Below are 21,272 nucleotides of genomic sequence, written 5' to 3'. Positions count from 1 at the left end.
GGAGGCATGGCGAACCGACTTGCGCAGGCCACGTCCCCCTACCTCCTCCAGCACGCCGACAACCCGGTCGACTGGTGGTCCTGGTCCGAGGAGGCCTTCGCCGAGGCGCGGCGGCGCGATGTGCCGGTGCTGCTGAGCGTCGGCTACTCGAGCTGCCACTGGTGCCACGTGATGGCGCACGAGTCCTTCGAGGACCGGGCCACCGCCGACGAGATGAACGCCCACTTCGTCAGCGTCAAGGTGGACCGCGAGGAGCGCCCGGACGTCGACGCCGTCTACATGGAGGCGGTGCAGGCGGCGACCGGACAGGGCGGCTGGCCCATGACCGTGTTCCTCACCCCGGACGCCGAGCCGTTCTACTTCGGCACCTACTTCCCGCCCGCCCCCCGGCACGGCATGCCGTCGTTCCGGCAGGTGCTCCAGGGCGTCCACCAGGCGTGGGCCGAGCGGCGCGGCGAGGTCGACGAGGTGGCGGGCAAGATCACCCGGGACCTGGCCTCCCGGGAGCTGTCCTACGGCGACGACCGGCTGCCCGGCGAGCAGGAGCTCGCGCAGGCGCTGCTCGGGCTGACCAGGGAGTACGACCCGCAGCGCGGCGGGTTCGGCGGGGCGCCGAAGTTCCCGCCGTCCATGGTGATCGAGTTCCTGCTGCGCCACCACGCCCGCACCGGCGCCGAGGGCGCGCTGCAGATGGCGGCGGACACCTGTGAGCGCATGGCGCGCGGCGGGATCTACGACCAGCTCGGCGGCGGCTTCGCCCGGTACTCCGTCGACCGGGACTGGGTGGTGCCGCACTTCGAGAAGATGCTCTACGACAACGCGCTGCTGTGCCGGGTGTACGCGCACCTGTGGCGGGCCACCGGCTCGGAGCTCGCCCGCCGGGTCGCGCTGGAGACCGCCGACTTCATGGTCCGCGAACTGCGCACCGCAGAGGGCGGGTTCGCCTCCGCGCTGGACGCCGACAGCGACGACGGGACGGGGCGGCACGTGGAGGGCGCCTACTACGTGTGGACGCCCGCGCAGCTGCGCGAGGTCCTCGGGGACGACGACGCGGAACTCGCCGCGCGGTACTTCGGGGTGACGGTGGAGGGCACCTTCGAGGAGGGCGCCTCGGTGCTGCAGCTGCCGCAGCGGGACGAGGTGTTCGACGCCGGGCGGATCGACGGCATCAAGGAGCGGCTGCTGGCGGCGCGCTCCGCCCGGCCCGCGCCCGGCCGGGACGACAAGGTGGTCGCCGCCTGGAACGGGCTGGCGATCGCCGCGCTCGCCGAGACCGGCGCCTACTTCGACCGGCCGGACCTCGTGGAGGCCGCCGTCGCCGCCGGTGACCTGCTGGTCCGGCTGCACCTGGACGACGGGGCCCGGATCGCCCGCACCAGCAAGGACGGCCGCGTCGGCACGAACGCGGGGGTCCTGGAGGACTACGCCGACGTCGCCGAGGGCTTCCTGGCGCTGGCGTCGGTGACCGGCGAGGGCGTCTGGCTGGAGTTCGCCGGACTGCTGCTCGACCACGTCCTGGCCCGCTTCACCGACCCGGGGTCGGGCGCCCTGTACGACACGGCGTCCGACGCGGAGCGCCTCATCCGCCGTCCGCAGGACCCGACCGACAACGCCACCCCGTCCGGCTGGACCGCCGCCGCGGGCGCCCTGCTGGGCTACGCCGCGCACACCGGCTCCGCGCCCCACCGCACCGCCGCCGAACGGGCGCTGGGCGTGGTGAAGGCGCTCGGCCCGCGCGTCCCGCGGTTCATCGGGTGGGGACTCGCGGTCGCCGAGGCCGTACTGGACGGGCCGCGGGAGGTCGCGGTGATCGGTCCGGCACTCGACGACCCGGCCACGGCCACCCTGCACCGCACGGCGCTCCTGGGATCCGCGCCCGGCGCGGTGGTCGCGGCCGGGACCCCGGGGAGCGACGAGTTCCCGCTGCTCGCCGACCGTCCGCTGGTCCAGGACGAACCGGCCGCCTACGTCTGCCGCAACTTCACCTGTGACGCGCCGACGACCGACCCCGACCGGCTGCGGACGGCGCTGGGCGGCTGAACCCGCCGCACCGGGGGGACCGCGCTCCCGTCGGCGCGCCGTGCGCCCCGCGGGAGCGCGGTGCCGCATCGACACGCGGCTCGGCCGCGTGACCGCGCCCGGCCCGCGGTTCCCCGCGGTTTCCCCCGACGGCGCTACCGCGTGGGCGCGCCCGGCCCGCGGTTCCCCGCGGTTTCCCCCGACGGCGTCACCGCGCCGGCGCCGTCACCGCGTCAGCCCAGCTCGGACCGCGACGCGACCGCCTGCTCCACGATCGCGACCAGTTGCTCGTGGTGCGCACCCTTCCAGTACGCCCGCCCGCACTCACCGCACTGCGCGAACACGTCGTACGTGCGGTGGGTGCCGCCCTTCAGCTGGCCGGCGACCTCGTCCTTGGTGACCTTCCGCAGCAGGCCGTTGCAGGCGGTGCAGCGGGTCCACGGCCGCAGCTCGGGCCGGAACCGGTCGAGCACGTAGGCGAGTTGTTCCTCCGGCCGGGTGCTGTAGACGAACGCCCCCGCCCACAGCTCCCGCCGCCGCAGCAGCCCCCGGTCCCGGCTGAGCATCACCCGCCGCTCCGCCGCCGACCGCGCGGCCAGCGCCGGATCGCCGATGTCCGTCGACTCGTACGCCGTGTCCACGCCCAGCAGCCGCAGCCGGCGGGCGAGCGTGCCGAGGTGCACGTCGAGCAGGAAGCGCAGGGGGGCGCCCGGCACCCGCTGGGGGTGCGCGACGGCGCGTACCGTCACCGACTCGCCCGCGGCCGGCACATGGCCGGCCGGCACCTCGCGGCCGTCCACGAGCAGCGCGCCGACCTCGGTCAGCGGGACTCCGAGGGACTCGACGACATGGCCGAGGCTGGAGACCCCGTCGGTGGCGGCCTTCGTGGCGCCGGTGGGCCGCGCCCGGGGGACGAAGAGCAGCAGCTCGGGGGCGAACTCGAGGTGGATCTCGGGACCGTTCACCCGGCCAAGGATCTCATGTCCGGCGTCCGCCGCCTCAGGATGTCGCGGCGGGCAGGCCGTGCTCGAACACGTCGAGGGCCCGGTCGACGAGGTCGGCGAGGTCGTCGGTGTGCCCGCGCTCGGCCCAGTAGCGCGAGGCCTCCAGCAGGCCGCCGGCCAGGGCCGTGGTGCCGACCCGCACCTCCAGGCCGTCCGGGTCGAGCCCGGTGCGCACGGCGACGGTACCGGCGAGCAGGCGGGCGGTGGCCGACAGGCTCTCCAGCATCCGGGAGCGCACCGCGGGCACCTCGGCCGTCAGCCGCGCCCGCAGCAGCGTCGCGTCCGGCTGCTCGGTCATCGCCAGGCCGACGGCCTTGCGCAGCACGTACCGGACCGAGTCCGGCCAGGGCTCGTCGGCGGGCCTCGCGGCGAGTTCCGCGAGCAGCGGCCCGTCGTACTCGTCCGTGAGGACGATGTCCTCCTTGGTGGGGAAGTACCGGAAGACCGTCGACGGCGACACCTCGGCGCGCTCGGCGATCTGCTCGACCGTCGTGGCGTCGTAGCCCTGCTCCCGGACCAGTCCGTAGGTCGCGTCGCGGATGGCCTCGCGGGTCTTGGTCTTCTTCCGCTCGCGGAGCCCGGGGCGGGGCGGGGCGGCGGGGGCGAGGGGGGAGCGCGCGGCCTTCATGACCCTCATTCTCGGCCATGGGGAACACACGGAGCCGGGGCCGGCGCCCAGGCATGGAAAAGGCCGCGGCGTGGTGCCGCGGCCCGGTCGTCGGACGGGTGCCCCCTACCCGTGCTGGTACGCCGCCAGGGAGATCCCCACGTAGTGGGCGATGAAGGCGGCCAGGGTCAGGGAGTGGAAGACCTCGTGGAAGCCGAACCAGCGCGGTGAGGGGTTGGGCTTCTTCAGGCCGTAGATCACCCCGCCCACGCTGTAGAGCAGACCGCCCACGACCACCAGGACGAGGACGGCGATGCCGCCCGTGCGCATGAAGTCCGGCAGGAAGAAGACGGCCGCCCAGCCCATCGCGATGTAGCAGGGCGTGTAGAGCCAGCGGGGGGCGCCGACCCAGAACACCCGGAAGACGATCCCGGCGGCGGCCGCCGCCCAGATGCCCCACAGCAGCCAGCGGCCCTTGGAGTCCGGCAGCAGCAGGATGGTCAGCGGGGTGTAGGTGCCCGCGATGATCAGGAAGATGTTGGCGTGGTCGAGGCGGCGCAGCACTCCGTCCATGCGGGGGCTCCAGTCGCCCCGGTGGTACAGCGCGCTCACGCCGAACAGCAGGCAGGCGGTCAGCGCGTAGACCGCACAGGCGAGGCGGGCCCGGCTCGAGCCGGCGAAGGCGGTCAGCACCAGCCCGGCGACCAGTGCGGCGGGGAACATGCCGAGGTGCAGCCAGCCGCGGAGCTTGGGTTTGACCGGATGCGGCAGGGAGGTCGCGACCGGACCCCGGCCGTCAACCGCCGGGTCCTCGGGCGCGTCGGGGGCGAACGCAGTCATGTCCGGCATGGTACCTACGGAACCGTAAGTTATGCGTCCGGGGGCCGAATTGACCACATGGCATGGTCATCATCTCACGCCGCCCCGTCGGCCTGTCACGCAAAGAAACCACCACGTTCACTCAACGTGCGCGTAAAGGCCCGCGAGAAACCGTGGCCATCATCACGTTGCTCACCTGTGCGGCCCTCTGGACAGATGGGCGCTCTCGTCGGATGATCAAATGAGTGCGGTCGACACCGGATGAGCGCCCAGGGCTCAACCGTGAAGCATCCGGGTCGCAGCCCCCACGGGGCCTCCCAACAAAAAACCCCTCATTTAGGAGCAATCGTGGCGCGCGACATCGCGGCTCCCAGCGTCCCCACCACCCACCAGGGACTGATTTCCTGGGTCAACGAGATCGCAGACCTGACGCAGCCGGACCGGGTGGTCTGGTGCGACGGCTCGGAGGCGGAGTACGAACGCCTGTGCGAGGAGCTCGTCGCCAAGGGCACCTTCCGCAAGCTCGACCCGATCAAGCGCCCCAACTCCTACTACGCGGCCTCCGACCCCACCGACGTCGCCCGCGTCGAGGACCGGACCTTCATCTGCTCCGAGAAGGAGGAGGACGCCGGCCCGACCAACCACTGGAAGGCCCCCGCCGAGATGCGGGAGATCTTCCAGGGCGAGAAGGGCGTCTTCCGCGGCTCGATGAGGGGCCGCACCCTGTACGTCGTGCCCTTCTGCATGGGCCCGCTCGGCTCGCCGCTGTCCGCCATCGGCGTCGAGATCACCGACTCCGCGTACGTCGCCGTCTCCATGCGCACCATGACCCGGATGGGCCGGCCGGTCCTGGACGAGCTCGGCTCCGACGGCTTCTTCGTCAAGGCCGTGCACTCGGTCGGCGCCCCGCTGGAGCCCGGCCAGGAGGACGTCCCCTGGCCCTGCAACCGGACCAAGTACATCTCGCACTTCCCCGAGGACCGCGAGATCTGGTCCTACGGCTCCGGCTACGGCGGCAACGCCCTGCTCGGCAAGAAGTGCTACGCCCTGCGCATCGCCTCCGTCATGGCCCGCGACGAGGGCTGGCTCGCCGAGCACATGCTCATCCTCAAGCTCACCCCGCCGCAGGGCGAGTCCAAGTACGTCGCCGCGGCCTTCCCGTCCGCCTGCGGCAAGACCAACCTCGCCATGCTGGAGCCCACGATCTCCGGCTGGACGGTCGAGACGATCGGCGACGACATCGCCTGGATGCGCTTCGGCGAGGACGGCCGCCTGTACGCCATCAACCCGGAGGCCGGCTTCTTCGGCGTCGCCCCCGGCACCGGCGAGCACACCAACGCCAACGCCATGAAGACCCTGTGGGGCAACTCCGTCTTCACCAACGTCGCCCTCACCGACGACGGCGACGTCTGGTGGGAGGGCATGACCGAGGAGACCCCGGCCCACCTCACGGACTGGAAGGGCAACGACTGGACCCCCGCGTCGGGCACTCCGGCCGCCCACCCCAACGCCCGCTTCACCACCCCCGCCGCGCAGTGCCCGATCATCGCGCCCGAGTGGGAGGACCCCAGGGGCGTGCCGATCTCCGCGATCCTCTTCGGCGGGCGCCGCGCCAGCGCCGTACCGCTGGTGACGGAGTCCTTCGACTGGAACCACGGCGTCTTCCTCGGCGCCAACGTGGCCAGCGAGAAGACCGCCGCCGCCGAGGGCAAGGTCGGCGAGCTGCGCCGCGACCCCTTCGCCATGCTGCCGTTCTGCGGCTACAACATGGGCGACTACATGGCGCACTGGATCGACGTGGCCAAGGACAAGGACCAGTCCAAGCTGCCGAAGATCTACTACGTCAACTGGTTCCGCAAGAACGACGAGGGCAAGTTCGTCTGGCCCGGCTTCGGCGAGAACTCCCGCGTCCTGAAGTGGATCGTGGAGCGCCTGGACGGCCGCGCGGAGGGCGTCGAGACCCCGATCGGCGTGCTCCCGGCCAAGGCCGCGCTGGACACCGAGGGACTGGACCTCTCCGACGCCGACCTGGACTTCCTGCTCACCGTCGACAAGGACGTGTGGCGCGAGGAGGCCGCCCTGGTCCCCGACCACCTGAACACCTTCGGCGACCACACGCCCAAGGAGCTGTGGGACCAGTACCACGCGCTGGTGCGGCGCCTGGGCTGACGCCCGCACAGACCCCGCGGCCGGTCGGAATGAGGATGCCCTGACCAGCGATCGTCACGTCACGGCCGGCCGCGGAACACACCGGCGAGGCCCGCACAACGGCGTGCGGGACCCACGGGCCCGTCGCCGTCCCCTCCGCCCGCCCCGGCGGAGGGGACGACGACGGGCCCTCGCCCATGCCGGGCTCACGGGGAGCGGTCCTCCAGGTACCGGGTGTGGGACTCCTGGCGCCGGGCCTCCGTCTCGCGCAGGCCCGCGGCCAGCCGTTCCGCCTCCTCGCGCAGCAGACCGAGCTGACGCTCCAGGTGCCGTTCCGGAGGCTCCTGCCCCGGAGCCAGCCGCGTCCACCAGCGGGTCCGTACGTAGGCGTCGACGGCCTCCGGCACGTCCTGCCGCACGGCCCGGGACAGGGAGTGCACGGCGTCCGGGTCCTGGGCGAGGAGCTCGGTCGCCCGTCCCGGGTCCAGCAACGCGGCGAGCAGCCCGGTCAGCCCGGTGAGCCGGTCCGTCGCGGCGGGCGGCAGGTCGACGTCCGCCAGGTACTCCCGCAGCCGCTCGAAGTCGGCCCGCACCTCGTCGAGCTGCGCGGACGGGTCCGGGAAGGCGGGCGGCGCGGGCCGCTCGGGCGGGGCGGCCAGCGCGCCCGCCCCGTACAGCCCGGCCACCACGACCGGCCAGTACGGACCCGCCACGCCGGTGAACGTCAGCACCAGCCCCGCCAGCCCGCCCGCGCACCCGGCGAGGTTCTTGCGGGACTCCAGGTACGCCATCGCCCTACTGGTAGCCACGGATCTCCTCGAACGCCCCGTCCAGCGAGTCCTGCCCGTCGAACAGCCGGCCGCCGGTCAGCCCGGCGATGTGCTCCAGCTCGGCCCGGTCGGAGTCGCCGAACAGGATGGGGAAGACGGGGATGTCCCGCCGCTCGCGGGACAGTCCTCCGTAGAAGTCGTCGAAGTCGCCGGACCCGTCGCCCGCCGTGTTCTCGCCGTCCGTCATCAGCACGATCGACGTGAACGTGTCCTCGCCGTCGCCCAGGTGGTCGTACGCCTTCCGCAGGGACGTGTAGATCGCGGTCTCGCCCTCGGCCCGCAGCGCCCCGGTGTCCCGGCGGATCGCGGCGAGCCCCCGCTCCGGATCCTCGGGGCGGACGACATGGGTGCGCACGCTCTTCACGTCCGTGCCGAACGGCATCAGGGTGACCTCCTCCCGGTCGCGGAAGTCGCCGGTGAGGTCGGTGAGGGCCTGCTTCAGCCGGTCGATCCGCTCGCCCTCCATCGAGCCGGAGGTGTCGAGGACGTACACCGTCCGGGAGGGGCGGCGCAACTGGTTCTCGTACGCGTCGAGCAGCCCGTCGGCGACGGAACGGCTGCCGGGGAACGGCAGCTCGCGCCGGCGGCCGGTGTCCAGTCCGGCCGCCGGCGGAACCGAGGCGACCACCGGGCGGCGGTGCGTGTGATCGGTGATCAGCCGCTGGACGGCGTCCGAGCGCAGCGCGTCGGCCACCCGGCGCACGTCGTCGCGGGTGGCCGCGCCGGTCGAGGCGAGGGAGGAGAGCGGATAGTCGGCGGTGACCACCCCGTCCTTCGGACGGATCACCGTCAGGCCCTCGAAGCCCTCGAGAACGGACTCGTAGTTGAGGAGCGCGTCGACGTCACCGCGGCGGTGGTACGCGCCCGCCAGCCAGCCCGAGGAACCCGAGGTGAGCTTCTGCCCCTCGAAGAACTCCTTCAGCCGCGGCGTCGCCTCCGTCACGTCGGCGTCGGTGAGCGCGGACTGCGCCCCGGAGAGCGCCGAGGCGACGGAGACCAGCGTGGAGAAACCGGAGTTGGAGCGGGTCGGATCGGTCATGCCGTAGGTGAGTCTCCCGTCCCGGACGGCCCGCTCGATCGCGGACCAGGTGACGTCCTCGGGGTTCCAGCCCAGCTCCTCGACGACGGCGGACCGCACCCCGACGGCGACCGGGCTGGACATCACGGGCGTCTCCGAGACGACCTTCCCCGCCGCCTCCGGGCGCAGCCGCAGGTAGTCGTTGGAGGAGAGCCACACGGCGTCGTACCGTCCGTCCGTCCTCCCCGTGGCCAGCATGTCCACGGCGTCGAGCGTGCCGATCCAGGTGGGCCGGATCGTGACGCCGGTGTCCTCCTCGACCCGCTCCAGGACCGGGGTCATGTCGCTGAGCTCGCTGGAGGCCAGCACCCGGAGCGTGCCGGGGGCGGCGGCGTACGGGTCCTGCTCCGTCTCCGGCTTCTCCGGCGCGGCGGTGCACGCGCCCAGCAGGGCCGCGGCGGCGGCGAGCAGCGCGGCCAGGGAACGCCGTCTCATCCGAGCCCCCCTTCCAGTGCGCCCTGCGACCGGCTGCGCTCCAGGTGGTGACGGGAGTACTGGAGCTCGGAGGTCAGGTTCTCCACCGTCGCCGCCATCGCCTCGGTCGCCCGCGCCCGGTAGGTGTCGATGGCGTCGAGGGTGCGGTGGATCTGCTGGAACGCGGTGCGCAGGGTCTCGGCCCCGACCGCCGGGTCGGCGGCGATGCGCTGGATCTCCCCGCTCTGCGTCGCCAGCATCTCCGCGTTGCCCCGGATCAGCTCCTCGGTGGTCCCGCGCAGCGCGTCGACCTGCGCGACGACCTTCTTCTGGTGGTCGAGCGCGGACGCCAGCATCACGGAGATCCGCAGCGCCGACACGGTCGTCGTGGCCGCCCGGTCCACGCCCTTGATCAGCTCGTCGTTGTTGCGCCGTACGACGTCCATGGCGAGGTAGCCCTGCGCGCACACGGCGAGCTGGGTCAGCAGGTCCTGGTGCTTCTGCCGGACCGGGAAGAGCACGTCGGCGCGGAGCGAGTCGGCCTGCGCCGGATCGGTGGCCGCCACGCCCGCGATGTGCCGCTCCACGGCGGTGTCCAGGGCCTCCGTCAGGACGACGTACTCCTGGAGCTTGCCCATGGTCTCCCACAGGCGGACCCGCTCCGTCTGCAACGCGGCGTTGTCGCGGCGCAGTTCGTCCTGTCCGCCGCGCAGCGCGCCCACGATGCCGTTCAGGGTGCCCTGCGCGGAGGCGTACCTGGCGACGTGGTCGCGCAGCCTGTTGCCGCCGGGCAGCCGGGAGAGGAACCTGCGGCCCCTGCCCGCGGGCAGGTCACGCGGGTCCAGGTCCTCGACCACGCGCCGTAGTTCGACCAGCGACCCGGCGACCTTGGACTGCGCGTCCCTGCCCTTGCCGGGCAGGCTACGGACCGTGCGGTCCAGCATGCGGTTGGACTGCGCGGTGGCGGTGCGCATCTCGCCGGCGCCCAGTGCGGTGATCTCCCCGACCTTGCCCGCGAACTCGGGCGAGCGGGCGTCCAGGGCCGCCAGCCCCTCGACGTACGCGGCGGCCTTGGCCGCCATGTCGGCGCGCACGCCCTCGTCGACGGGCACGAGACCGCCGGCCTTCTCCCGGGGCACGGGAGCGACGGCCTCGGGCGGCGTCAGTACGAAGTCGCCGTCAGTGCTGTTCATATGTTGCTGTTCCCCCTTATCCGCGCGCCCGTCGCGCCAGCTCGCGCAGCACCGCGGAGGTGGGCACGGGCGCCTGGCGGACGCCGGTCAGTCGCTGCTTGAGGTAGGCGGTGCGGCCCACGGCGGCCGCCGCGAACTCGGCCATGTCGCCCTGCGGGCGGAAGCCGTGCCGGACGGCCAGCCTGCGCAGCGCCGGGTCGCTGCCGAGGAGTTCGGCGACCTTCCGGCCGTTCTTGGTGAGCGGGACGACGGTGTGGTCGCTGTTGACCGTGGTGTCCGGGTAGAGGACGACGAGGTCGTCCGCGTTCTGCTGCTCGTCGAGGAGCGCGGCCACCTGGGACTCGTAGACGAGGACGAGCGGGTTGCCGGCCCCGCTGACGAAGTCCCGGAACGCCGCGTCCGTACTGGTCTGCTGGGCGCCCTGGACACCGACCAGCTTGCGCAGCAGGGGAGCGGTGCGCCCGACCTCGGCGTCGCCCGCCACCACCTTGCCGCCGTTGGCGACGTAGGAGGCGGCGGCCAGGTACAGCGCGCCGGAGTTGGAGGTCTCCGGGTCGGTGCTGGAGATGTAGAGGGTGCCGGTCAGCTCCCCGTACTCCCCGGCCCCCTCGAGCTGCTGCCAGGTGCGGTCGCGTTCGGCCGCGTCGAGGTAGGCGTCCATCCTCAGCGTGCCCGGGTTCTTCCCGTCGAGCACGGCCAGCCCGTTCCCGGCGAGCACCTCGGCGGCGCCGCGGCGGGACACGACGACGAGGGGCGAGTAGAACGGGCGCGGGAGGATGCCCCGCACCCCGTGCTTCTCGGCCAGCTCGGCGGCGGGCGCCCGGCTGGACGGGAAGGCGAGGTCGTACCCCCCGAGGTCCAGCCCCTCCATGGCCCAGGACCCCGAGGTCTCGGCCTCGACGGTGTAGCCCTTGGCGGCGAGGGCCTCCACCACGTCCGGATCGGCGAAGAACTCCGCCTTCTCCGATCCGATCACCATGCGCACGGTCTTCGTTGCCGTGCCCGTCTCCCCGCTGTCCCGGCCCGCGACGACGGCGGCCACCACACCGGCCGTCAGCAGCACCGCGAGGACGATTCCCATAATCCGTCTCACGTCCGGAGCATCCCTGCGGAATCCAACGTTCCCCGACGTCCCCGGTGAACGGCCGGTGTCCGAGCCATACCGGTACGCAACGGGAACCGGCCATTCCGGCGAGGGGACCGAAACCGGTGCTCAGTCCTCCGGTCCGGGTGGGTCCACTCAGACGGACGCGACCGGCACCGCACCACGGTCCGGGGCTGCGCCGCCTCCCTGCGTCCCCGCCGCCAGCTCGCACCACACGGTTTTGCTCTCCGGTCCCTGTGTCACACCCCACCGCCACGCCAGTGCGTCCAGCAGGGCGAGCCCCCGCCCCGACTCCTCGTCGGCGCCCACCGCCGCACGCAGGACGGGCAGCGCGCGCGGGTCGGGGTCGGTGACCTCCAGCCGCGTGCGCCCGCCGCCGTCGCACCACACCCGGACGGTGACGGGCACCCCCTCGCCGACGTGCCGGATCACGTTGGTGACCAGCTCGCTCGCGCAGAGCTGGACGTCGGTGCCGTGGCCGCGCAGGGCGCGGCGCACGACGGACACCTCGGCCGGTGTCGCGAGCAGATCGAGTGTCGTGGCCGGCCGCATCACGCCGCCCCCTTGCGGAGGGCGGCGGTGAGGGCCCGGGCGGTGAGGAGGTTGCAGTTGCCGAGGGAGATCAGGGGCCGGACGGGGCAGCGGGAGGCGAAGGCCGGGAGGTCGACGCCGAGGGACGGCAGGGTGATGCCGTGCGCGGCGAGCGCCGCCCGCAACTCCTCGGCGCAGGCGTCGGCTTCGGTGGGGCTGTGCATGGGGTTCACACCTTCCAGTGCGCTGTGTGACGAACCGTTCACACTCTGCCGCCGGTCGGCGTAGCGTGACAGCACTTCGGCATCCCGGCCCTGAACTGCGCGGATGCGGTACGGGAGCCGGTAGGGGCCGGGGAACACCCGGAAGTGGGCGGTAACGGCACAGCGAGGACGGTGAACGATGGGGCAGCGCAAGGACATCGACGGTTCGACGGGCGTCCCGACCTTCTACGGCAGCGAACTGCGCTGGAAACGGGAGGAGGCGGGGCTGACGCTCCAGCAGTTGGTCGAGGGCAGCTTCTACGGTCCGAGCCACCTCAGCGAGATCGAGCGGGGGACGCGCCGGATGCCGGCGGAACTGGCCGAGCACGTGGACAAGGTGCTCGGCACGGACGGGTTCTTCCGGCGGCGGTGCGAGGACGTGCGGCGGGCGAAGCGGCGCGGGCACGCGAGCTACTTCGAGCGGGTGCTGGAGGCGGAGAAGCACGCGGAGACCATCGAGGAGTGGTGCCCGACGCTGATCCCTGGGTTGTTGCAGACGGAGGCGTACGCGCGGGCGGTGGTGCGGGCGACCCACCCGCTGGCACCGGCCGAGGAGGTGGAGGAGAAGGCCACCGCCCGACTGGCGCGGGCCCGTCTCTTCGAGGAGAACCACAAGACCCCCGTGTACTGGGCCATCCTGTCCGAGTCCCTGCTCCGCCAGCCGATCGTTCCGCCGGACCAGGCAGCCGAACAATGGGAGCACATTGCAGGGTTGGCCCGGCGGCATCGAATCGTTCCCCAGCTTCTCCCGTGGAACTGCGGGGCGCATCCGTTCATGTTGGGCACGGCCAAGATCATGACGTTCTCCGATGCGCCACCGCTGGTCTACACCGAGGCGCTGCACAGCGGGGACACCATCGACGATCCGAGCCTCGTGAAGGAGTACCGCAGGTCGTACGATCTGCTCAGGGCCGCCGCGCTACCTCCTGAGGCGTCCCTCGCCCTGATTGAGCAAGCGGCTGAGGATGGCAGAAATGGCGAGCAACGAGATTGACTTGAGCACAGCCGTCTGGCGTAAGAGCAGCTACAGCAATGGCAGTGGCGGCGACTGCGTCGAGGTAGCCGAAGCCTTCCCAGGCGCCGCCCGCTGGCGCAAAAGCACTTACAGCAACGGAACGGGCGGCGACTGCGTAGAGGTCTGCGACGCCCACACCGCCGTCGTCCCGGTCCGCGACTCCAAGGTCCCCCACGGCCCGGTCCTCACCGTCACGGCCCCGGCCTGGACGTCGTTCGTCGCGTCCCTCAAGTGACCCGGACCGGCTTCCCTCGTTCTTAGGGGCGTACTTCTAAGAGGTACGCCCCTAAGAGGCGCACCTCCGACACCAGGAGGCCCCCATGGCCCGGCCCGCACCGCGCAGCCTGCCGAGACCATCGGACATGTTCGACCGTGAGTGGGAGTGGAGCGAGCTGACCGCTTTCGCGACCGCCGAAGGAGCGGGGCCCCGGCTCGGAGTGGTGTCGGGGCGCCGTCGTCAGGGGAAGAGCTTCCTGCTCCAAGCGCTCGCCGAGGCCACCGGAGGCTTCTACTTCGCCGCGGTCGAGGCGTCGGCCGCCGAGTCCCTGCGGTTGCTGGGCGAGGCTGTCGCGCGTTTCACCGGGGCAGCCGTCCCCCAACGACCCGAGAACTGGGACGAGGCGCTGGAGATGCTCTTCCGGCTGGCGGCGGAGAGGCCGCTGACGGTGGTCGTCGACGAGTTCCCGTACCTGGTGCGGAACGCCCCGTCCCTCCCGTCCCGGTTGCAGGCCGCCCTCGGCGTACGCTCCGAGCGCCACCGCACGGAGCGTCCGCGGATCCTCCTGTGCGGCAGCGCGATGTCCTTCATGGGCGGGCTGCTCTCCGGGGCCTCCCCGCTCTACGGCCGCGCCGGCCTCGACCTCGTGGTTCACTCCCTCGGCTTCCGGGAGGCCGCCGAGTTCTGGGGCATCCAGGACCCACGGCTCGCGGTCCTCGTCCACGCGATCGTCGGCGGAACCCCCGCCTACCGGCGTGAGTTCGTCGACGACGACGTACCGGACGGCGCCGACGACTTCGACTCCTGGGTCTGCCGGACCGTGCTCAATCCGGCCCGGCCGATCCACGGCGAGGCCTCGTACCTGCTCGCCGCCGAGCCGGACCTGCGCGACCGGTCGCTGTACCACTCGGTCCTGGCCGCGGTGGCGGGCGGCAACCGCACCAGCGGTGGCATCGCGAGTGCGGTAGGCCGCAAGGCCACGGACATCTCCCTCCCGCTGACCGTCCTGAGGAACTGCGGTCTGCTGACCGCCGAGCCCGACGCCTTCCGGGGCAACCGGACCACGTACCACGTCGCCGAGCCGCTGATCAGCTTCCACCATGCCGTCCTACGGCCCGAGACGGCGCTTCTCAGCCGCCGCCGGGGGGCCGCCAGGGTCTGGGAACACAGCCGTCCCACCTTTCTCAGCAAGGTCGTGGGTCCGCACTTCGAGCGGTTGTGCCGGGAGTGGGTCGAGTGGCACGCGGACCCCGGGACGTTCGGAGGCATGCCGATCCAGGTCTCCTCGGGAACGGTCGCCGACCCCGCGAGCCGCACCGGCATCGAGGCCGATGTCGTGGTGCACGGAGCGATCGGCCAGGACCAGGGCATCCTGCTGTCCGTGGGCGAGGCGAAGTGGAACAAGGTGATGCACCTCGGGCACCTGCAACGCCTGCGCCGCATGCTGGACCTGCTCGCCGCCCGAGGCGTGGACACCGGCCACGCCACCCCCGCCTGCTACAGCGGCGCGGGCTTCGACCCGGATCTGCGCGCGGCTGCGGACCGGGGCGAGGTCGTCCTGGTCGACCTGCAGCGGCTCTACACCGGCTCGTGAGCCCGCGAAGTCGACGCCAGTGCCGGTCCACCGGCCGAGCAGCCGCCGGATCGCGGCGCTCCCCGTACCTCCCGCATTGCCAAGTCCCTTGTAGTTCAACACACTTACTGAACTATGAGAGCGACACGGGGGGCGTATCGCGGTTCCGTATGGGGTGTCCTGGCCGTCGTCTTCGGGGCGGGCGCGGCCGGACTCATCTTCTTCCGGGACACCGCGCCGCTGCGCGACAGTCCACTGGCCGACATCCTCGCGACCGCGCTCGGCGCGGCGGCCGTCGGTATCAGTCTGTACGCGCTGGGTTTCACGGTCAGGGCCGAGCAGTCGGACCTCGCACGCCGGTTGACCGAGTTCAAGAGCCAGGTGGACCGGCGTCTCATGGCCGCCCCACGCGGCTACTTCCCGGGCTCCGACAATGTGATCCCCGTCGGTTTCAAGGACTCCGCCGCCCCCGGGACCACGGTGTCGGAGCCGCTGGGCGATTACTTCACCTCGTCACGGTGCAAGGACCGCCTGGTCATCCTCGGCGGCCCGGGCTCCGGGAAGACGGTCGCCGCGACCCAGCTGATGGCCCGTCTGATGGACGGCCGGCGGGACGGCGATCCGGTGCCCGTACGCATCCCGCTGTCCACCTGGAACACCGAACTCGAGCTGGTCGACTGGCTGTCCGGCTACCTGAAGGAAAGAGGCCTGGTCCGCTCCAGGGCCGTGGCCCGCCAACTCCTCGACGAACGCCTCGTCCTGCCCATCCTCGACGGTCTCGACGAGATGGACCCGCCCGGCGTGCCGCCCGCGAAGAGCCGTGCGCTGAAGGCCCTGCGACGGCTCAACCGCGAGTACACCGGCCGGACGGGGCAGGCGCCGCTCGTGGTGGTCTGCCGGGCCGACCGCTACAACGCCCTGAAGTCGAAGGAGAGGCTCGAACACGCCACCGTCGTCACCCTCCAGCCGCTCTCCAGTGACCAGCAGCTCGCCTTCCTGGGCAGGAGCGGCCAGGACGAGACGGGGGAGTGGCTGCCCGAATGGCGGCGGCTCGCCGAGGCCCTCACCTGGACCGGCACCCCGCGCGGGCTGGCCCGGGTCCTCGGCACCCCGTGGCGGATGGCCCTGCTGACCACGGCGTACACCCAAAAAGGCGAAGACCGCCGCCCGCTGCGCACCCCCGACGCGCTCCTGGCGATGCCGTTGAACGCCGTACCGGACCACCTGCTCGGCCTGTACACCCGTGCCGCCGCGTCGACGTACAGCCGGCAGCCGGACGCCGGCCGCCGACGGGACCCCGCGAAGGTCGAGGAGTGGCTGACCACCCTGGCCCGGCATCTGCGGGACGACCATCGGCCGGACGAGTCGGCCGGCGCCCCGCGCCCCCGTGACGAGGTGGTCTCCGACACGGATCTCGTGCTGCACCGGCTGTGGCGGATGGAACGCGACTCCGGGATGCAGCATGTCGAGCTCGCGCTGCTGATGCTGCCGTTCGTCGTCTCGATCAACCTGGCCGAGCGGCTCGGCCTCACGCCCTGGGAGGACCTCCCGTACCCGAGCCTCTTCGCCGCCTTCGGCCTGCTGTTCCTGATCCAGGCGGTGCTGCCCGTGGCGCTGGAGAACACCCGGCGGCAGCCCGTTCCCCGTCACCTCGACTGGCGGCTGCTGGGGAAGCCGAAGATGATCGGCCTGAACGTGATGTACGTCGTCGGCTGGGTGCTGTTCCTGGTGGACCGGGGCCTCAGCCCGTCGCTGTTCGCGCTGGTCCTGGCCGGGAACGTCCTGTCGTTCGTGACCTCGCAGGCCGTCTGGAGCACGGGCGACCACCCGCAGGCCACCCTGACCGGTCCGCGCGACCCGCTGCGTGCGGAACTGCGCTACGCGCTCTTCTGGGCGGTCGTCACCTCCCTGTGGGTCGGCTCGCTGATCGCCCAGTGGTCGGAGAGCCTTCTCGGCTTCGCCTACGGCGCGCTCCTCGGCGTCCTCCCCGTCTTCACCCTCGCGGCGCGGGCCTGGCGTCGCTACCTCCTCTTCAAGCTCGCCGCGGGCCGCCGGCTCCCCTTGGGACTGGGCGGCTTCCTCGACTGGTGCGTCGAAGCGGGCATCATGCGCGTCGAGGGCTTCGCCTACCAGTTCCGCCACCGCGAACTGCAGGAGTGGCTGGCGGCCCGGCCGGAAGGCCGTGTCCCCACCCGCGGAGCGCGGAGGGCGCCCTGAGCGCCCTCCGCGGTCGACCGCGGACGACGGCCGCCCTCACCCGCACGGGACACGCCCGAGGGGGCGGTGACGGTCGCCGCGGACGGCACCTTCACCGTCAACGACATCCCGCGCACCCGGCGGGAGACCACCTACCGGGTGGGCTGGCAGGGTGACGACCTGCACCAGGGCACGACGGCGTCGGCGACGGTGTACGTCACCCGCTGACGGCGCGCGAAACGCCGGCGGGGGGGGGGGGGGGGGCCGCCCCCCCGGGCGGGGGGGGGGGCCGCGGCCGGGGGGGGGGGGGGGGGGGGCCCGCGGGGGGGGGGGGGGGGCCGGGGGGGGGGGGGGGGGGGGGCACCCCGGGCACGCTGCCCGGGGTGCCCCGCCGGCGACGGGGGATGTGTGGCGCCCGGTCCGCGCGTCGCTGCGGGTGCACGCGGACCGGGGCCGTTCGGGGGGAGCCCGTCGGCGGGCTCAGTGGGACGCGAGGGCGTGCGGCTGCAGGGCCGCGGTGTGCGCGTCCATCCGTTCGGCGGCGAGGATCGCCGCCGACGTGTCGGCGCGGGAGGCGGCGACGACCAGGGCGCGGCCGGCGAGCGCGTGCGCCCGCCGGTGCAGGGCCGCCGCGTTCGGCTCGCGGCCCCTCGTGGTCGCCGACGCGCGGGCCGGCGTACGTCCTCCCCGCAGGCGGGCCACCTCCCCGGCGAGCCGCTCGGCCGCGGTGTCCAGATCGGCCGAGGGCGCCGTCACGCGCAGTTCGTCGGTGACGGCGAGCAGTGCGGCGAGATGCCCCGCGAGCTGGATGTCCAGCTCTTCCTCGCGGGAGCGGTGGGGGAAGTCGTGGGGGGTGCCGGCCATCGTGCTGTGGACCGACTTGGCACGGATCGGTTCGTACATGGATGGCCTCCTGTGATGCAACAGGAAACCATCCTAGCTTGGATTCAGTCTAAAGTTGAGTCGGTCGCAAAAAAGGATCTCAGGGTTGGCTGTATCCGTCCAGGAAGCGGGCGATCCGCCCGACCGCGTCCCGCAGGTCGGTGACCGACGGCAGGGTCACCACCCGGAAGTGGTCCGGCTCCGGCCAGTTGAAGCCGGTGCCCTGGACGACCATGATCTTCTCGCGGCGCAGCAGGTCCAGGACCATCCGCCGGTCGTCCTTGATCTTGAAGACGTCGGGGTCGAGCCGCGGGAAGAGGTACAGCGCCCCCTTCGGCTTCACGCAGCTCACGCCGGGGATCTGGGTCAGCAGCTCGTACGCCGTGTCCCGCTGCTCGAGCAGCCGCCCGCCCGGCAGTACCAGGTCGTTGATCGTCTGGCGTCCGCTGAGCGCCGCGACGACCCCGTGCTGACCCGGCATGTTCGCGCACAGGCGCATGTTCGCCAGTATCGTCAGGCCCTCGATGTAGGAGTCGGCGTGGGCGCGCGGACCCGAGATCGACATCCAGCCCACCCGGTAGCCGGCCACCCGGTACGCCTTCGACATGCCGTTGAAGGTGAGGGTGAGCAGGTCGGGGGCGACGGACGCGGTGGGGACGTGCCGCGCGTCGTCGTAGAGGATCTTGTCGTAGATCTCGTCCGAGCAGACCAGCAGGTTGTGGCGGCGGGCGATGTCGGTGAGGCCCTTGACGACCTCCTCGTCGTAGACCGCGCCGGTCGGGTTGTTCGGGTTGATGATCACGATCGCCTTGGTGCGGTCGGTGACCTTGCGCTCCACGTCGGCGAGGTCCGGCATCCAGTCCGACTGCTCGTCGCAGCGGTAGTGCACCGCCGTGCCGCCGGAGAGCGAGACGGCCGCCGTCCACAGCGGGTAGTCGGGCGCGGGGACGAGCACCTCGTCGCCGTCGTCCAGCAGCCCCTGCATCGCCATCACGATCAGCTCGGAGACGCCGTTGCCGATGAAGACGTGCTCGACGTCGGTCTCGATGCCGAGGGTCTGGTTGTGCATGACGACCGCCCGGCGCGCCGCCAGCAGGCCCTTCGCGTCGCCGTAGCCGTGCGCCGACGACACGTTGCGGAGGATGTCCTCCAGGATCTCGGGCGGGCACTCGAAGCCGAACGCCGCCGGGTTGCCGGTGTTCAGTTTCAGGATGCGGTGACCGGCCGCTTCCAGCCGCATCGCCTCCTCGAGCACCGGGCCCCGGATCTCGTAACAGACGTTGGCGAGCTTGGTCGACTGGATCACCTGCATGCTGGGAGCTTACGGCCCGGTATGGCCCTTCGGGCCGTGTTTTCCGCCACGTGAGACGCATCGGTTCGGGCGGGTATGTCCGTCTGCTGTCCTCATGGCCCCCCGCATCCCTACAATGCTCCGCCATGTCCAGCCCTCCTCCGTACGCCGAAGGGGGGTACGACGCTCGGGATCCCCAGGGTCCGCCGAACGTGTACCTCCCGCAGACCGCCCCGCCCCAGGCCTACGACGCCTACGTCGACCCGGCGTCCGCCCACGGCTGGCAGAACGCGTACGACGAGACGCGCGAGCTGCCGCCGGTGGGTGACGCCGTACCGCCTCCGGCGCCCGCGCCCTCCGGGGGCGCCGTACCGCCTTTGGATCCGGTGCCCGCCGAGGGGGCCGCACCGTCCCCGGCGGGCGCGGGCGGGGAGCGCCGCTCCCACCGCGCCTCCGGCCGGGGAGCCCGGCGCCGTCCCGGTCCCGGCGGGCCGCGCCGCCGGGTCGTCCTGGGGGTCGGCGCGCTGGGCGTCGCCTCGGTCGTGGCGCTGGCCGGGTTCGCCTTCTCCGGTTCGCCCTCGGGGGGCGCGCCGGACGGGGACGGCCGGGCCGGGACGTCGGCGGACGAGCCCGAGTCCGCGCAGCCGTCGGGTTCCGCGGACGGCGGGCCGGCGAGTGAGGCCCCCTCCGGCGCCCCGTCCACGAGTGCCCCGGAGGAGGGCCGGACGGCCGGGGAGGGGTCGCCGGAGCCTTCCGCGGGCGCCTCCACCGCCTCCTCACCGACCCTCCCCACGGCGACCCCCACCGCCTCCACGGGCGCGGACCAGTCTGGTCCGGGCAGTGCCGACGACCGGCCGGGCCGGGGCCAGGGGCCGAAGAAGTCCAGGTAGGAGCGGGGTCCGGGCGGACGCCCGGAGGTGAGCGGGGATGCCGGTGCCCGGTGGACCGGCCGACCCGCCGGTCGCGCACGCCCGGCTCCGCCGGCGCGGGGCGGGATCGCGGTGCCCGCGCCGCCCCGGCGGGGTCACCGGCCAAAAACGCGTGCTTGTCCCCCCGTCATTCGCATGATGACAATGCGCATGACAATCCTGTGGGCGGCCGGAGGTCCTCCGGCCGCCCGACGCCGCAAGAGGGGACCCCCATGAGAAAACCTCTCGTCGCCGCGCTCTGCGCCCTGGCCTTCGCCGGGGCGGGCGCGACTCCCGCGGTCGCCTCCGCGCCTTCCCCCACGGGCGCGGAGACGACCACGGGCGCGGGCCCGGCCACGTTGACGGACGTCGTCGACAGCGCGGTCGGGACCGCGGCGGACACCCTGTCCGGACTCACCGCGCCCAAGGAGAGCGCGGTGAACTTCGCCGGCGCCGTCTCGCTCAGCAACTGCTCCGGTTCCGTCGTCCGCATGCCCGGCTCGGCGGACGACGACCCGGCGCTCGTGCTCACCAACGGCCACTGCCTGGAGAGCGGCTTCCCCGCGGCCGGCCAGGTCCTCGTCGACCGGGCGTCCAGCCGCACCTTCGGACTGCTGAACTCCGCCGGCTCCAGGGTCGCCACCCTGCGCGCCGACCGGCTCGTCTACGCGACCATGACCGACACGGACGCGGCGATCTACCGGCTGAGCACGACGTACGCCCGGATCAGGAGCGCGTACGGCATCGACGCCCTGCCCCTGAGCGCCACCCGCCCGGCGGCCGGTACGGCCATCAGCGTGGTGTCCGGCTACTGGAAACGGATCTACAGCTGCTCCATCGACGGGTTCGCGTACCGCGTGAAGGAGGGGGAGTGGACCTGGAAGGACTCGGTCCGCTACACCTCCGCCTGCGACACCATCGGCGGCACCTCCGGCTCGCCGGTCGTCGACAGCGCCACCGGCCGGGTGGTCGCCGTCAACAACACCGGCAACACGGACGGCGAGCGCTGCACGCTCGACAACCCGTGCGAGGTCGACGAGAACGGCGGCGTCACGGTCCGCCAGGGCATCAACTACGCCCAGCAGACCTACCTGTTCCCCGCCTGCTTCGGGGTGGACAACAAGCTCGACCTGAGCGCGAGCGGCTGCGCCGTCCCCAAGCCGTGAGGACGTGAGGGCG

The 21,272-nt window shown here is 72.6% G+C and carries 20 protein-coding genes; 9 read left to right on the top strand and 11 right to left on the bottom strand.

The genetic code is table 11. The annotated features are described in order from the left end of the window. Nucleotides 1-6: 6 nt before the first annotated feature. Nucleotides 7-2,040 carry a thioredoxin domain-containing protein gene (locus ACFY3N_RS02065; protein WP_390814717.1) on the top strand — a complete coding sequence of 678 codons (2,034 nt, stop codon included), beginning with the start codon at nt 7-9 and terminating at the stop codon, nt 2,038-2,040. A gap of 212 nt (nt 2,041-2,252) precedes the next feature. On the opposite strand, the gene ACFY3N_RS02060 is transcribed toward ACFY3N_RS02065, so the two are convergent. From ACFY3N_RS02060 to ACFY3N_RS02050, 3 genes are all read right to left on the bottom strand, one after another. Next, the gene (locus ACFY3N_RS02060) at nt 2,253-2,984 is read right to left on the bottom strand and encodes a Mut7-C RNAse domain-containing protein (RefSeq protein ID WP_390814716.1); all 732 of its coding nucleotides are present in this window, start codon (nt 2,982-2,984) and stop codon (nt 2,253-2,255) included. A gap of 34 nt (nt 2,985-3,018) precedes the next feature. After that, on the bottom strand, nt 3,019-3,651 hold the full coding sequence (locus ACFY3N_RS02055; RefSeq protein ID WP_390814715.1) for a TetR/AcrR family transcriptional regulator: 633 nt from the start codon (nt 3,649-3,651) through the stop codon (nt 3,019-3,021). A 105-nt stretch (nt 3,652-3,756) separates the two neighbouring features. Then, nucleotides 3,757-4,470, bottom strand: coding sequence for a hemolysin III family protein (locus ACFY3N_RS02050; RefSeq protein ID WP_390814714.1), 714 nt, complete (start codon nt 4,468-4,470; stop codon nt 3,757-3,759). A gap of 327 nt (nt 4,471-4,797) precedes the next feature. Here ACFY3N_RS02050 and ACFY3N_RS02045 point away from each other — a divergent pair, with 327 nt between their 5' ends. After that, nucleotides 4,798-6,618 carry a phosphoenolpyruvate carboxykinase (GTP) gene (locus ACFY3N_RS02045; RefSeq protein ID WP_390814713.1) on the top strand — a complete coding sequence of 607 codons (1,821 nt, stop codon included), beginning with the start codon at nt 4,798-4,800 and terminating at the stop codon, nt 6,616-6,618. Between the two features lie 185 nt (nt 6,619-6,803). On the opposite strand, the gene ACFY3N_RS02040 is transcribed toward ACFY3N_RS02045, so the two are convergent. The 6 genes from ACFY3N_RS02040 to ACFY3N_RS02015 all read right to left on the bottom strand — a co-directional run bounded on the left by ACFY3N_RS02040 (nt 6,804) and on the right by ACFY3N_RS02015 (nt 11,972). Further along, nucleotides 6,804-7,406: a hypothetical protein gene (locus ACFY3N_RS02040; RefSeq protein WP_390814712.1), complete on the bottom strand. Its 603-nt coding sequence runs from the start codon at nt 7,404-7,406 to the stop codon at nt 6,804-6,806. Further along, nucleotides 7,393-8,940, bottom strand: coding sequence for a substrate-binding domain-containing protein (locus tag ACFY3N_RS02035; protein ID WP_390814711.1), 1,548 nt, complete (start codon nt 8,938-8,940; stop codon nt 7,393-7,395). Before ACFY3N_RS02035 ends, ACFY3N_RS02040 begins: the two co-directional genes overlap by 14 nt. Next, complete coding sequence (locus ACFY3N_RS02030; protein ID WP_390814710.1) at nt 8,937-10,112, bottom strand: toxic anion resistance protein; 1,176 nt, start codon at nt 10,110-10,112, stop codon at nt 8,937-8,939. The genes ACFY3N_RS02035 and ACFY3N_RS02030 overlap by 4 nt, the downstream gene beginning before the upstream one ends. Nucleotides 10,113-10,128: 16 nt before the next feature. Continuing rightward, nucleotides 10,129-11,205 carry a hypothetical protein gene (locus ACFY3N_RS02025; RefSeq protein ID WP_390814709.1) on the bottom strand — a complete coding sequence of 359 codons (1,077 nt, stop codon included), beginning with the start codon at nt 11,203-11,205 and terminating at the stop codon, nt 10,129-10,131. Between the two features lie 147 nt (nt 11,206-11,352). After that, nucleotides 11,353-11,769, bottom strand: coding sequence for an ATP-binding protein (locus tag ACFY3N_RS02020; RefSeq protein WP_390814708.1), 417 nt, complete (start codon nt 11,767-11,769; stop codon nt 11,353-11,355). Then, nucleotides 11,769-11,972 carry a hypothetical protein gene (locus ACFY3N_RS02015; RefSeq protein ID WP_390814707.1) on the bottom strand — a complete coding sequence of 68 codons (204 nt, stop codon included), beginning with the start codon at nt 11,970-11,972 and terminating at the stop codon, nt 11,769-11,771. The genes ACFY3N_RS02020 and ACFY3N_RS02015 overlap by 1 nt, the downstream gene beginning before the upstream one ends. Nucleotides 11,973-12,150: 178 nt before the next feature. Between ACFY3N_RS02015 and ACFY3N_RS02010 the strand changes: the two genes are divergently transcribed. The 5 genes from ACFY3N_RS02010 (at nt 12,151) to ACFY3N_RS01990 (ending at nt 17,240) form a co-directional block, all read left to right on the top strand. Beyond that, nucleotides 12,151-13,005, top strand: coding sequence for a helix-turn-helix transcriptional regulator (locus tag ACFY3N_RS02010; protein ID WP_390814706.1), 855 nt, complete (start codon nt 12,151-12,153; stop codon nt 13,003-13,005). Beyond that, nucleotides 12,986-13,261, top strand: coding sequence for a DUF397 domain-containing protein (locus ACFY3N_RS02005; protein WP_390814705.1), 276 nt, complete (start codon nt 12,986-12,988; stop codon nt 13,259-13,261). Before ACFY3N_RS02010 ends, ACFY3N_RS02005 begins: the two co-directional genes overlap by 20 nt. Before the next feature lie 85 nt (nt 13,262-13,346). Continuing rightward, nucleotides 13,347-14,837 carry an ATP-binding protein gene (locus ACFY3N_RS02000; protein WP_390814704.1) on the top strand — a complete coding sequence of 497 codons (1,491 nt, stop codon included), beginning with the start codon at nt 13,347-13,349 and terminating at the stop codon, nt 14,835-14,837. Between the two features lie 114 nt (nt 14,838-14,951). Beyond that, nucleotides 14,952-17,033: an NACHT domain-containing protein gene (locus ACFY3N_RS01995; protein ID WP_390814703.1), complete on the top strand. Its 2,082-nt coding sequence runs from the start codon at nt 14,952-14,954 to the stop codon at nt 17,031-17,033. A gap of 66 nt (nt 17,034-17,099) precedes the next feature. After that, on the top strand, nt 17,100-17,240 hold the full coding sequence (locus tag ACFY3N_RS01990) for a hypothetical protein (RefSeq protein WP_390814702.1): 141 nt from the start codon (nt 17,100-17,102) through the stop codon (nt 17,238-17,240). A 252-nt stretch (nt 17,241-17,492) separates the two neighbouring features. Here ACFY3N_RS01990 and ACFY3N_RS01985 read toward each other — a convergent pair whose 3' ends face one another. Further along, on the bottom strand, nt 17,493-17,915 hold the full coding sequence (locus tag ACFY3N_RS01985; RefSeq protein WP_390814701.1) for a hypothetical protein: 423 nt from the start codon (nt 17,913-17,915) through the stop codon (nt 17,493-17,495). A 79-nt stretch (nt 17,916-17,994) separates the two neighbouring features. Continuing rightward, nucleotides 17,995-19,206: a pyridoxal phosphate-dependent aminotransferase gene (locus ACFY3N_RS01980; protein ID WP_390814700.1), complete on the bottom strand. Its 1,212-nt coding sequence runs from the start codon at nt 19,204-19,206 to the stop codon at nt 17,995-17,997. 125 nt (nt 19,207-19,331) lie between these two features. On the opposite strand from ACFY3N_RS01980, the gene ACFY3N_RS01975 reads away from it, so the two are divergent. Continuing rightward, nucleotides 19,332-20,075, top strand: a complete 744-nt coding sequence (locus ACFY3N_RS01975) for a hypothetical protein (RefSeq protein WP_390814699.1) — start codon at nt 19,332-19,334, stop codon at nt 20,073-20,075. 251 nt (nt 20,076-20,326) lie between these two features. Beyond that, nucleotides 20,327-21,259, top strand: a complete 933-nt coding sequence (locus ACFY3N_RS01970; protein ID WP_390814698.1) for a trypsin-like peptidase domain-containing protein — start codon at nt 20,327-20,329, stop codon at nt 21,257-21,259. Nucleotides 21,260-21,272 lie beyond the last annotated feature (13 nt).

It is taken from the genome of Streptomyces sp. NPDC000348 (assembly GCF_042898795.1).
In the GTDB taxonomy this organism is placed as follows: Bacteria; Actinomycetota; Actinomycetes; order Streptomycetales; family Streptomycetaceae; genus Streptomyces.
Note: the sequence above shows the minus strand (reverse complement) of the source record. Positions and strands in the feature narration are given on the sequence as shown.

Coding starts and splice junctions, on each gene's coding strand:
- ACFY3N_RS02055 (WP_390814715.1), bottom strand. CDS start 3,651: ATGAAGGCCGCGCGCTCCCCCCTCGCCCCCGCCGCCCCGCCCCGCCCC.
- ACFY3N_RS01995 (WP_390814703.1), top strand. CDS start 14,952: ATGAGAGCGACACGGGGGGCGTATCGCGGTTCCGTATGGGGTGTCCTG.
- ACFY3N_RS02015 (WP_390814707.1), bottom strand. CDS start 11,972: ATGCACAGCCCCACCGAAGCCGACGCCTGCGCCGAGGAGTTGCGGGCG.
- ACFY3N_RS02010 (WP_390814706.1), top strand. CDS start 12,151: ATGGGGCAGCGCAAGGACATCGACGGTTCGACGGGCGTCCCGACCTTC.
- ACFY3N_RS01985 (WP_390814701.1), bottom strand. CDS start 17,915: ATGTACGAACCGATCCGTGCCAAGTCGGTCCACAGCACGATGGCCGGC.
- ACFY3N_RS02065 (WP_390814717.1), top strand. CDS start 7: ATGGCGAACCGACTTGCGCAGGCCACGTCCCCCTACCTCCTCCAGCAC.
- ACFY3N_RS02005 (WP_390814705.1), top strand. CDS start 12,986: ATGGCGAGCAACGAGATTGACTTGAGCACAGCCGTCTGGCGTAAGAGC.
- ACFY3N_RS02020 (WP_390814708.1), bottom strand. CDS start 11,769: ATGCGGCCGGCCACGACACTCGATCTGCTCGCGACACCGGCCGAGGTG.
- ACFY3N_RS01980 (WP_390814700.1), bottom strand. CDS start 19,206: ATGCAGGTGATCCAGTCGACCAAGCTCGCCAACGTCTGTTACGAGATC.
- ACFY3N_RS01975 (WP_390814699.1), top strand. CDS start 19,332: ATGTCCAGCCCTCCTCCGTACGCCGAAGGGGGGTACGACGCTCGGGAT.
- ACFY3N_RS02000 (WP_390814704.1), top strand. CDS start 13,347: ATGGCCCGGCCCGCACCGCGCAGCCTGCCGAGACCATCGGACATGTTC.
- ACFY3N_RS02050 (WP_390814714.1), bottom strand. CDS start 4,470: ATGACTGCGTTCGCCCCCGACGCGCCCGAGGACCCGGCGGTTGACGGC.
- ACFY3N_RS01970 (WP_390814698.1), top strand. CDS start 20,327: ATGAGAAAACCTCTCGTCGCCGCGCTCTGCGCCCTGGCCTTCGCCGGG.
- ACFY3N_RS02035 (WP_390814711.1), bottom strand. CDS start 8,940: ATGAGACGGCGTTCCCTGGCCGCGCTGCTCGCCGCCGCCGCGGCCCTG.
- ACFY3N_RS02030 (WP_390814710.1), bottom strand. CDS start 10,112: ATGAACAGCACTGACGGCGACTTCGTACTGACGCCGCCCGAGGCCGTC.